Origin of the sequence: Chitinimonas sp., assembly GCF_041904975.1 — a bacterium.
GTDB lineage: Bacteria > Pseudomonadota > Gammaproteobacteria > Burkholderiales > Chitinimonadaceae > Chitinimonas.
On the sequence record NZ_JAYRLZ010000130.1, the window covers coordinates 1 to 11,666 of the forward strand.

Below are 11,666 nucleotides of genomic sequence, written 5' to 3' on the forward strand. Positions count from 1 at the left end.
AGGTAGAGGCAGGCTTGCTGGCTCATCTTGCCGCTATCGCACCAGTCCACCTTGCTGCTGGTGGTATCACAGCTGCTGCCGTCGTTATTGTCGTAGCACAGGCCATTGATAAAGCCCTGGTGGCTGACCATATTGCTGCCGCTGTCGAACGGCCCGCCGCCGCGCACCGCATCGCGCAGACGGTCGTTGAAGGTACCGATGCCGGTGCCGGCCATATTGGCCTGTTGCGCGTTCACAAAGGGCAGCGCGCTCTGGGTCCAGCCTTCGCCATACAGATAGATGCCCAGCGCGGCGGCATTGGCGCGGCGGCCATCGGCCAGCGCTACCGCATCGAGCGCCGCCTGCGCCTGTTGCAGCAGCGCCTTGGGCATCAGACTCATGATGTCAAAGCGAAAGCCATCCACTTTGTACTGGTCGGCCCAGCGCACCAGGGTGTCGATCACCAGCTTGCCGGCCATGGCGTTTTCCGCCGCGATATCGGCGCCGGCGCCCGACTGGTTGGCCACATTGCCATTGCCATCGAGGCGGTAGTAATAGCCCGGCACGATCTTGTCGAGGATGGAGGTTGCCGCCTGGCCGCTGGCCGGCGTGTGGTTGTACACCACATCCATCACCACCCGCAGACCGGCCGCATGCAGGCCCAGCACCATTTCGCGGAATTCGCTGACCCGCGCCAGGCCATCGTTGGCATTGGACGAATAGCTGCCCTGCGGCGCGCCATACACCAGCGGGTCGTAGCCCCAGTTGAAGCAATCGCTGCCTTGTGCGGCTACCGCAGCAGTCTGGGCAGTAAGCGCCGCCCCGGCCGATGGGGCAATTTGCGGTGTGCTGCAGCGCACTTCATCGACACTGGCAAACTGGAAAGCCGGCAGCAGATGCACATGGGTGAGGCCGGCATTCGCCAGTCTGCCCAGATGGCGCATGCCGGCGGTCACGCCGATATTGCTGCGGCCAAAGGCGCCGAACTTGCCAGCCTGGCTGGCCGGCACGCTGGCGTCGCTCACCGAGAAATCGCGCACATGCAATTCATACAGGCTGCTATCCACCCCATCCAGCGTTTTGGGCAGGGCATTGGCGACGTGGGCATCCCAGCCGGCCGGCTTGCTGCTGGCATGGTTCAGGTCCAGCACCAGCGCATGCAGATTGGCAGGGCTGTTGCGATCGAATGCATTGAGCGACACCGCATAGGGGTCGGCCACCGTATTGCTGACCACCACATTGCCGGCTGCGCGTGAATAGACATTGACCGTGTAGCTGTAATAGCGGCCATGCCAAGCACCATCGCTGGCGGCATAGCGCCAGTTACCGCTGGCGGGGTCGAGCCGCATCGGCACGCTGGTCTGCGGCGTGCTGGCACTGGCGCTGTCGTAGATATTGAGGCTGACCGACTTGGCGGTGGGTGCCCACACGGTAAAGCTCGGCACACCCGCGACAAAGCTCAGGCCCTGTGGCTGCGCGCGTGCGGCAGTTGCGTATAGCGCATCGAGCAGCGGCGCCAGTTGCAGCTGGCTGCCATCGAGCAGGCTGCCGGCCGACAGTTGCGCCACCGCCAGCTGGCCGCTCAATAGCGGTTTCGGGTCGAACCCGGCCGGCAGTTTCAGCACGGTGGCATTGGCGAATTGCGGGAACTGCGCGCGCTGTGCCTCGCTCAGGCTGCCCACGCTCAGGTCCACGCTGCCATCAGCCCCGGCAATGCCGGTCGCGTTCAAACTCATGCCGGCATTGGCGGCATGGTAGAGCTTGAAGCTGCCGCCATTGCCCACGCCCGGCCACACCATCGTATCGGCCGCCAACCATACCGCGCGCGCCAGCGACAGATTGGCGGCGGTTTGCGGTGGCGCGCTGTTGTACACGGTGCAGTCCGATTCCTTCAGCCACACTTGTTGGCCGCTGCTGGCCAGCTCCGGCGCAAAGGTCACGCTCTGGTCGCTGCCGCAGGACTTGATCGCATCCTTGCCATCGGCCGTGGGCTGGGTGACCAGAAAGTCCATCTTGCCCTTGGCAATATCGACCTCGATATCGGTAAAGCCGCCATAGCCATCACGCTGATCGAACAAGAAACGGTTGCCGGGCCAGCCGGTAGAGGGTTGCTTGGGGCCGGACCAGGAATACACGCCCCAGTTGGCATACTGGCCGTCCTTGCGCCACAGATGCACGCGCAGCTTGCCGGCGGCCACGGCCGGCGTGCCCGGCGTCACACCGCCGCTGCCACCGCTTCCACCGCCGCTGCTGCCGCCACCACCGCAGCCAGCCAATAGCAGCGCCGCCCCGCAACAGGCGGCAGCCAGCCGCAAGCATCCACCCAAGGTGGACTTGCCCTTGTCGATCATTGTCAGTCACTCCACTCTGGAAACACCCGAGCGATCGGCTGGACACGGGCGGCCCCGGAATTTCCGGGTCTGGTGCCGCTGCGAGTAAGCCTTGGCCCCTCGCTGTTATCGGCCGCGCCAATTGCTACCATCGCCGCAATGCTGCGCCGCTGGCCGGCAAGTCGAATCGCTCGGTGCTTCTTTATCTGGTTTGGGTCATTGTTTTTTGTGCGACGCAACAGGCGATCTGTAGTCCTATGTTTGCGACTACCGCCCGCTTGCCTGCGCCTGAGCATTTGTGACTGACTGCTCGCAGGCGGTCAAGCTTTATACGGGTTTCCCTCGAAAAACACGGCAAACGCCACTGCCCTTGCCGGTTTACGCCAGCGGCGACAACCGATGCCCAGCCACAGCTGACCGGCAAGCCGACGTCGATCCGGGTTTTCGGCGGTAGGCCGAGCTGATGCCACTACGCGCGCCCATGCCGCACTGCGCCATGGCGGGCCAGACTGGGCAGCGATACGCTCGCCGCCACCCTATGTGCTGGTCGGCCACTCGCTAGGCGGCCTGTATGCCCAGCTGTATGCACGCAGCTATCCCGACGAAGTAAGTGGCTTGGTGCTGGTGGATTCGGTGTTCCCGCGCATCAAGGACATCCTCAATCCGGCAGTGTCGCCATGGTGGCTGCGGGCAGGCGCCTATATCGGCAGCTCTCACACCAGCTATGAAGAGATCCGCGGAATCGAGGACACGGCACGGCGCATTACCGCGCTACCGCCGTATCCGGGCAAGAATGTCCTGGTGCTGCGCGCCACCCGGCCCATGATCGACGACAAATACGAGCCCAAGGACTATATGGCGACCCTGTTTCCGAGCGGCCGCGTAGCCATGGTGGAAGGCGGTCACGACATCCCGATCGACAATCCCGATGTGGTCATCGCGGCGATTCGCGCGGCGGTGATTTACCACGCGGCAGCACCGTAGCCATACAGCCCCTCATCGCGGCGATGCTGATTCACTGCCCAACCGCTATACCGCGCGCGCCTTGGCAAATTCGGCGCGGATACGTTCAAGCGGAATGATCACCGTAGCCGGTTTGTCGCGCTCGACCAGTGTCGCCGACGCATCGAGCAAGGCGCGGGCGGAGGCCTTGTTCCCTTGCAGCAAGGCCAGCCTGCCCTGTTCGTATTTGAGCGGGCCGGCCCACTCGTATTCCGGTCGGATTTTCGCGAGATCGTCGGCGTTCAAACCATGCAGCAGGGCACTCACCCCTTGCGTCTCACTCATATTGAGCAGGCAATCGGCCAGATTGAAGCGGATAGCCTGGATAACGGGCGAGTCATCGCCATAGCTGGCGCGCGCGTGGCCCAGATTGGTTTGCAATAGTGTTCTCGCCTGCTCGAATCGCCCCTGCTGGATCAGATCCCAGGCTGCGCCATTGCGCGCCACGATGGCGAGATTGGACTTCGGGCCGGTATGCCGGTCTGCCATCTCCACCGCTTGCAGGTGGATGCCGGCTGCTTTTTCCCATTGCTTTGAAAAGGCGTAGGCATTGCCAACCCGGGCATAGGCACGGGCCGTTTCGGTGGTATCCGGGCCGCTGGCCTCTTTCATACATTCAAACGCCTGCTGCGACATCTGGATGCCACGCTCGTCGCGATAGGCAATGGCCAGCGTATCGGCCAAAGCACGCTGCGCCAGGCAGCTCAGGTAATGGGTTTTGCCATATTTCGCCGTATTGCGTTCCAGCAAGGCCCGCGCAACGCGCTCCGCTTCCGGATAGCGGCGCAGATTCATGATGGTGCGCTCCCTGGCAAATTCATTGTGTTCAAGCAGATGGGAATGGATAGCCGGCAGCTGCCGCATGACGGCATCCGCCCGCTCATACATGGTTTGCGCCGCTTGCCAGTCATAGCTACCGGCCTGCACCACACCGCCGCGCACATACCAGTATTCGGCCAGTGTCTCCGATGGCGCAGCCGACAACGGTCGCAGCGACTTGTCGACCAGATCAAGCTGCTGCTTCGCTTCGGCTATCCGCGTCAGATTGGTGAGGCTATTGGCATACACGATGCGCACGGCGTCGATTTGCGCCGGATCTACCGCCGGCAGCCCAGCCAGGGCGACCAGCGTTTTCTGGCTCTCTTCCAGCACCTCGCGATGCAGGCCCAGGCTGTTGAAAGTGCGCTGCATGGCCGAATGCAGGCGCGCGGCGACTTCGGGACTGGGTGCTGGCTGGGTGCTATCGATCTTTGCCGCCGCACGCCGTGCCGCATCTTGCACCGTGACATTGGAGCGGCCCGACCAGGCCGGATTGGCTTCATCGATCAGGTCACGGCTCAAGAAGTGATTGAGCGCCAAGACATTGCGCACCTGTTGCGCCTCGGCCATTTCGGTCTGGTGCAGGCGGTAATAGGCGAACAGGCAGCTGCACAGGGCCAGTACCAGGGTGGCAAAGGTGGCAATCAACCAGGGTCGGCGTGCCCGCGCCAGCTGGGCCGCGCGGCGGTCCGCCTCATGCTGCGCCCGCTCCGCCAGCTGGCGGGCGCGCTCTTCGCGGCGCAGCGCCAGGCTATCGAGGCTGTCGATCAACTCGCTCACGCTGCCGGTCCGCCGCAGTGGGTCGCCATCGGTCGCCCGGGCGATTTCTTCGACCAGGAGCGCATCGTCGATATCGCGCTCCCAGCCCGGCACCATCGGGCTGCGCAGGTCCCCCGCCAGCAACTGGTAGAGGATCACCCCAAGCGCATAGATATCGCTACGCTCGGTGGATGGCTCTTCGCGCAGGACTTCCGGCGCGATATAAGCCAGCGTACCGCGCAGCGAATCATCGACAATGGTCTGCGGACCGCTGCCGCCTAGCTGGCTCAAGCCCAGTTCGGCCAGGCGGTCCGGATCGGTCATGCGCCCGCAGCCAAAATCGGCCAGGCGCAAGCGCCAGCCGCCAGCCTCGATCGCTTCCACCAGGATATTCGCCGGCTTCAAGTCCTTATGCAGAATGCCGACGCTGTGAGCGCTGGCCACCGCTACCGCAATCTGGCGGAACAGTGCCAGTCGCGCCGAGCGGTCCAGCCGCACCAGCGTATCGTCTCGGCGGCTCCAGGCCAGCAAGTCATCGCCGCCATAGGGCATTTCGAGAAAGAATGGTTCCTGCTCGAAATTCCAGTCATCGATGGGCAGCATATCGGCGCGGGTGCCGAGCTGCTCGCGCAACACATGGGCCAGGGTGGCCTCGCGCTTGAGATCGGCCAGCTGCGAGGCATTGGCCGCGTATTTGAACACCCGCAATTCGCCCGTTTTGCGATGGCGCGCCAGCCACACCTCGCTGCCCAGCATGCGCTCCAGCATAAATCGCGGCCGCTGCGGTGCTTCCTGCCCCACTTGCAAGGCCAGCTCGTTCTGCAGACGCAGGCCGGCAATGGTGCATTGCACCGGCTCGGCAATGCGGTAGCCAACGCGGGGAATCGCCTCGATCAAGCCGGCATTGGCAGGACCCAGGGTGGCGCGCAAACGGGTAATCGCACTGGCCAGCACATTGTCGCCAACCAGCCGCCCGTTCCACACCTGCGCCTCCAGGTCGGCACGGGTCACCACCTCATTGCGGGCGGCCAGCAGCACACTGAGAATGCGGGCAGACTGCGGCTGGATCTCCACCTGCAGGCCATTGACGGTCAATTCGGCCTTGGACTCATCAAAGGTAGAGACACCAAAACGATAGCGATAAAGCGATGACATCCTGAGCAACTTTCCTGCGGCCATGGCTGGCCATTTCAACTGACTGCGCCTGCCTGAGGGACGCTCTGAACGAATCGAGTTCTCAACCACCACCGCATGTCCCGGAAGACCCGGGACTACTGCAAAAGTAGATAGGGCATTGATTTCGCGCTGTTTCATTCCGCCCCATCCGCCCCCGCCGCCACGGTGGAACGGCGCTTTTGCGCGTCGGGCAATTCATGCGGCGGTTCGCAAGAGGGCGCCATACCGAGGCTATATCGGTCGGTGCGGCCGGTGAAAACCGGGGCAAGCGATAGCTGGCGCGGCCGCATTGTAACGGCGGCAGGCTTTGCCGGCGAACGGCGCAGAAGGCAGTCAAGACTTCTGCAACAAGCTTCATGCCGGGCGCAACATCGCGCCTTGATCGGATAAGAAAAATGCCGCCCGGCATAGCTCGGGCGGCATGGCTTGGCATGCGCGATCGCTGCGAAAAAATCGCGCTCTCAACCACTTACGGTTATCCCGTGAGAACCAGGACAGGCGCGAAAATGGATGTATCACTGACTATCTATCGCGCTATTTCAGCGCCATCGTGAGGCGGCCAGGCAGGTGGCCGGCTTGCCAGCCGGCTCCCCTTGGACTTAATTCGCTCCTGACGTTGGATTAGCCCCATTTGGTGAGCTACCTGCTTCACCCGGCTCATCCGGCGTGCTCGTATCGCTTGCGCCCTCGACCGCTTCAGTGTTGCCAGAAGCGCTAGCCGCAGTGCGTTCAGCAGCCTTCGCCGCCTTCGGTGGTGCTTTGCGCCACAAGCCGCCTTCGCTATAGGATGACCAGCCCCATTTCAGCCAGTTGAGTAGCGACCAGGCCAGCCAGCTGGCCCACACCAGCATCAGCAGGCGGTAGACCAGCAGCGGCAGGCTCAACACCCAGGCCGAGGGTAATAGCGCCTGGCTGTGATCCTGATACCAGCTCAGCTGCTCGCTGGAGGACAGATGCCCCTGCACCTGCATATCCGGGTGGCCGAGCAGGCCTTGCTGCACGGCATCGAACAGGGCGCTCATGGCAGCAAGGCTCAGCAGCACCAGCACGATCTGCAAGAGATTGAAGGCCCAGCGCTGCGGGATAGCGGCGCCAAAGCGGCGGCGTACGCCCAGCAGCAACAGCCAGCCAAACACCACGGCGGTGAGATCGGTGGCAACCGGCATCAGGCCCAAGCCCAGTCCGAACCAGTGCAAGCCACGCAGCGGCGTGAGCGATAGCCGCCCCAGGCCGATCGACACCAGCAGCAACACCAGCAGCACGCCCCAGAACAGTACCGCCGGACCCATGGCTGGACCGCCGAGCAGCAATACCCAGCGATCGGCCGGCAGCTTGATCTGCAGATTGGCATTGGCGCCGGATATGCCGACATCAAGCGGCGAAGTCGTAAACACCAGGCCCATGCCGCGCGGCTCGCGCCACTGCAGCACGATCTGCTGCTCGCCCGGCACCAGCGGCAGCTTGACCGTGCGTCCTTCCTGGCGAATCGGCTGCTCGGCCCCTCCGATCAACACCCTTTGCAGGCTGGCGCCTTCCGGCAGGGTGACGCTGTGCTGGCCGCCCTGGCTGGAGCGCAGCGTCAGTTCCAGCTGCGCATCGCTGGCGCGGATGCCGGGGCTGAGCGTCAACTGCGACTGCTCCAGCGTCAAGGTCGGCCCGGCTACCGCAGCGGGCTTGCTCAGGCTGATGGTGACCGACTCACCCGGCCACGGCCGCCATTGCGGCAGCCAGTGGCTGCCACCATCCTGGTGCTGCACCACGGCAATGCCGCTAAAGCTGGCATGCCATTGCGGCCCGACTGCCAGCGACCACACTTGTACCTGATTGCCGGCGCTACTGGCTTGCAGCTTCAGTTCCGGCGCGATCTTCAGCACCGAATTGAAGCTGACACTGCCGGAGCGGCCCAGATTGATCAGTGCATGGCCGTTTTCCACCTTGATGTCTTCACTGGTCACCGCTTCGCCGGGCAGCAGCGGTATATCCACCACCAGCGGCGCCTGGCTCTCGCCCACCCGGCTGACCGTGCTGACCACTTCCCAGGTCAGGCCAAGCGAGAGACTGCGCTCCACCCGCACAAAGGGCGGCAGCTGGTCGGCCTTGCCGTTTTTTTCGTCGTGGGTCTTGCGCGCCAAAATCAGGCTCTCGCCAGCCTGGCCATCGGCGCCGAGGCCTTCCAGCGTCCAGTCGCTGAGTGTGCTCACCACCTGGTGCGGCTTGAGCGGCAGCGCCAGCTGCACTGCATCGCGCCCAGCTAGCGACGACTCCATGCTGATCTGGTGAATGCCGGCCGGTAGCGCCAGCCACAGCGTGCCATCGCTCTCGCGCAACAGGCCGGAAGCCGGCTTGCCATCGAGCTGCACCTGGGCCGGCAGCCATTGCTTGGCCCCGCCCGGCAGTGGCACCGCTGTTGCGATGGCAGCATGCGCCTCTAGACGCAGTTGCAAGCTGTCACCGGCGATGCTGACAGCCAGGTGGCTGTATTGCGCACACGACGGCAGGCAGGCAGCCGGCGGGTACAGCTTGCCGCGCAGCGATTCCAGCAGCTGCTCATCCGGCAGCTCGTCGGCTTTTACCGGCTGCCCCGGCAATAGCATCAGGGCCAGCACGGCAGCAGCCAGGGCTCCCCCGCCTGCGCGCAAATCCGGCCAGCGGCGCGGGCGCCAGCCGGTGATCAGCATCAGCAAGGCGGCAAGGCCGGCGAGCCGCAATACGGTAAGCAGTGCATTCATCGCCGGCGAAATCAGCCACAGCCGTAGCTGCTGGTCCTGCTCCACCGGGCCGCTCCAGTGCAGGGCATAGCTTGACCATTGCCAGCGCGGCAGACCGGGGCCGGTCTGTACCCGCGCATTGGGGTCAAACTGGTTGAAGGTCTGCGCGACCTTGGCCTGTGCCATATTGTTCTGCTGCTGCGGTGCGACCTTGAGCTTCAGGGCGACGCTGGCACCGACCGATGCTTCAGCCGGCTTGGGTGCCGCATCGGCGACATTGGCTACTTCCTCCCTCACCGCCACCTCGCCGGCTACCATCGCGGCAGGTGCGGCCGGGGCAGCGGCAACCGGCGGTTCCGGCCTGGCTTCCTCAATCACCGCTGTCTTGACCGGCATCTTCATCCGCGCCGTCCCGCCGTAGGCCGCGTCAAGCCCGCCATTGTGCGGTTCCAGCACCGGATACAGCGTCTGCCTGATCTGCGTGATGGCGAAGGGCAGCAAGATCAGCACCATGGACACCAGGCTCAGCCCCCAGTAGGCACGCAACCACTTGGAAAAGCGCCCCTGCGGCAGCACCCGCAAAATAGCCACCAGCGCCAGCAGATTGATCCAGGCCAGCCGTGGTGCAGCCGGCTCGTGGTAGGACAGCGCCAGCCCCGCCAGTGCCAGAGCACCCCAGCGCCAGCCGAACAGCTTGCCGGTGGCCAGGGTCACCATCAGCACAATGAAAAAGTCGAATAGCGACCAGCTCTCTACCCAGGAGCCCGGCGCGCGGTCCACCCCGCTGGCATGCAGCAAGCGCCAGCCGGGCGGTAGATGCAGGCTGGCGTCCAGCTTGTTGAAACTCTGCGCCCAGCCGGTGGCCGGCAGCTTGCCGCTGGCCGGAACGCGGCTCTCGGCCAGCAGGTTCGCCTTGCCCTGGCGGATTTCCACCCCGACCCGCTCGCTGCCGGCCAGCCGGGTGAGCAGCTGGTCGCTGCCATCGACACTGACATGGCCAAGCTGCTGCGGCGCCGCCATTTCCAGGCGCCAGGACTGGCTGATGGTGCCGCTGATCGCGTCCTGCACCGTGTAGGCGCCGCCATCGAAGTCCAGCCAGAGCTGGCGGCTCAGGCTGAGCTGGTCTGGCGCTGGTGTCGGATCGCCACGCTTGGTCTGGTTGAATTTCAGCGTGTCACCGGGCTGCAAGCGATAGGCGGGCAGCCGCTTCCAGTCTTCCGGCACACCGGCCTGCTGCGGATCGATGGCCAGCACCCCTTCCACCGTGGCCAAGCGCAGGCTCGGCTGCGCTTCATAAGACCACACCTCCTCTGCCGCCAAGGGCGTATCGGACTTGGGCAGGGGCAGGGCATTGAGCGGACCGCTGCTGCGACCGGTCAGATAGAGATGCCACGAGCCGGCACGCACCTGAACCCGCAGCGAGCCATCGGCTTCTACCCTGGCCGGCAAGGGCGAATTGAGGCTGAGCGCGGTAAAGCCAGGCAGCAAGGCTGCCGGCAGATTCATCTCGCGATTCTTGCCGGCAGCATTGATTTCGATATGGGTGGTGAGCAACAGTGGAATATCGTCATTGATCTTGCGATGCACCTTCAAGTCGACATGCGACTCGCCCACCGCATTGCCGCTCTTGCGCAGCCATAGCTGGCCATCGGCCTCCATTTCCGGCTCGGCAATGCGCGCGCCATCGAGGCTCAGCCCGATCAGCCCGACCCGCGCCGGCAGGGGCAGGCTTTCCGGCATGTCCTTCCAGGCAAACTCGCCGCTGATCTGGTGCGCGCCCGGGCTCAGCTCCACGCCGGGCAGGCCATCCTTGGCCACCACCACTGCCGGCTTGCCATCGATCTTGACACTCTGCGGCCAGAACTTCTGCCCACCGGGCAACGCCTGCCAGTCGGCCCGATACGCCAGTAGCGACTGGCTGAAGCTGCCGCCATCGCGGCGCAGAGCCAGATCGATACGCCCGACAAACACGCAAAAGCGGCTGTCCTGGCTGTGGTAGACGCTCGGGCATTGCACTTCCTCATGGCCGTGCATGGCCCAGGGCACCCAGCTTTTCAGCGGGTTGGGCAGTTGCGATTCGGGCAAGGGGGCAGCAGACAGGGCAAGGGACAGTAAAGGCAGCACAAGAGCAGGAATCCGCATGGTGCGTCGCTTTCGGTGGTTGATCGGGCGCAGCTTGAACGCAGCAGCCGTGCAAAACGGGTCAGATGCCGCTGCATTATCCTTATGCACAGGCAGGCGCCGGTGCTCGAGCCCTACTTTGGCGCCTGTTGCGCGCTTTGTCACCTGTTGCCATGCCACAATGGCCACCTTGCCACGGCAATCCGAGCCAAACACCCCATGCCCATCGCCCGAATCGAAGTGTGCCGGCCACGCAGCCAGAGCGAAATCGACGCCATGATAGACGCGGTCTACCAGGCCCAATGCCTGGCGCTGAAGGTGCCGGCCGACGACAGGCAGATTCGCTTTGTGCAATACCCGCCCGGCCACTTTCCGGTACCGCCAGCCAAAACCGATAACTACACCGTGGTGGAGATCCAGATCTTTCCGGGCCGATCGCTGGCGGCAAAGCGACTGCTTTATGCGGAAATCGCCCGGCGCTTTGGCGAACTGGGCATTGCCGCCACCGACATCACCATCATCTTGCACGAGCCAGCGCTCGACAACTGGGGCGTAGGCGGCAAACCGGCGTCGGAGATCGACCTGGGCTTCAAGCTCGACGTGTAGTCGCAACGGCTTGGCGGCGTTTCGCGCCGCCAAGCGCGTCATCCATCCAGCATATTTGCACTGCATACCGCGATTTCGGCACCGTATCGAGCCGTGATCGCGCAGCGCGCTGCCCTGTTTTAGTCTTGCAGCATCGATCGCCAAGCATTGGCGATCCGCAACAGCA

The 11,666-nt window shown here is 64.1% G+C and carries 4 protein-coding genes and 1 pseudogene; 2 read left to right on the top strand and 3 right to left on the bottom strand.

What is annotated here, in order from left to right; genetic code table 11:
* Nucleotides 1-2,330: pullulanase-associated domain-containing protein (locus ACE3OH_RS12880; protein WP_374353238.1), on the bottom strand; the 2,330-nt coding region annotated here is incomplete at its 3' end.
* 453 nt (nucleotides 2,331-2,783) lie between these two features.
* Here ACE3OH_RS12880 and ACE3OH_RS12885 point away from each other — a divergent pair.
* Nucleotides 2,784-3,293, top strand: a pseudogene (locus ACE3OH_RS12885) (alpha/beta fold hydrolase); the annotation flags it as partial.
* A 45-nt stretch (nucleotides 3,294-3,338) separates the two neighbouring features.
* On the opposite strand, the gene ACE3OH_RS12890 reads toward ACE3OH_RS12885, so the two are convergent.
* Nucleotides 3,339-6,044: a winged helix-turn-helix domain-containing protein gene (locus ACE3OH_RS12890; protein ID WP_374353241.1), complete on the bottom strand. Its 2,706-nt coding sequence runs from the start codon at nucleotides 6,042-6,044 to the stop codon at nucleotides 3,339-3,341.
* 620 nt (nucleotides 6,045-6,664) lie between these two features.
* The gene (locus ACE3OH_RS12895) at nucleotides 6,665-10,915 is read right to left on the bottom strand and encodes a hypothetical protein (RefSeq protein ID WP_374353244.1); all 4,251 of its coding nucleotides are present in this window, start codon (nucleotides 10,913-10,915) and stop codon (nucleotides 6,665-6,667) included.
* Nucleotides 10,916-11,113: 198 nt separating this feature from the next.
* Here ACE3OH_RS12895 and ACE3OH_RS12900 point away from each other — a divergent pair, with 198 nt between their 5' ends.
* Complete coding sequence (locus ACE3OH_RS12900) at nucleotides 11,114-11,500, top strand: tautomerase family protein (protein WP_374353247.1); 387 nt, start codon at nucleotides 11,114-11,116, stop codon at nucleotides 11,498-11,500.
* The last annotated feature ends 166 nt before the right edge of the window (nucleotides 11,501-11,666 follow it).

Bases quoted from the DNA above. Each gene is read 5' to 3' on its own strand.
- ACE3OH_RS12890 (WP_374353241.1), bottom strand. From the start codon at position 6,044: ATGTCATCGCTTTATCGCTATCGTTTTGGTGTCTCTACCTTTGATGAG.
- ACE3OH_RS12895 (WP_374353244.1), bottom strand. From the start codon at position 10,915: ATGCGGATTCCTGCTCTTGTGCTGCCTTTACTGTCCCTTGCCCTGTCT.
- ACE3OH_RS12900 (WP_374353247.1), top strand. From the start codon at position 11,114: ATGCCCATCGCCCGAATCGAAGTGTGCCGGCCACGCAGCCAGAGCGAA.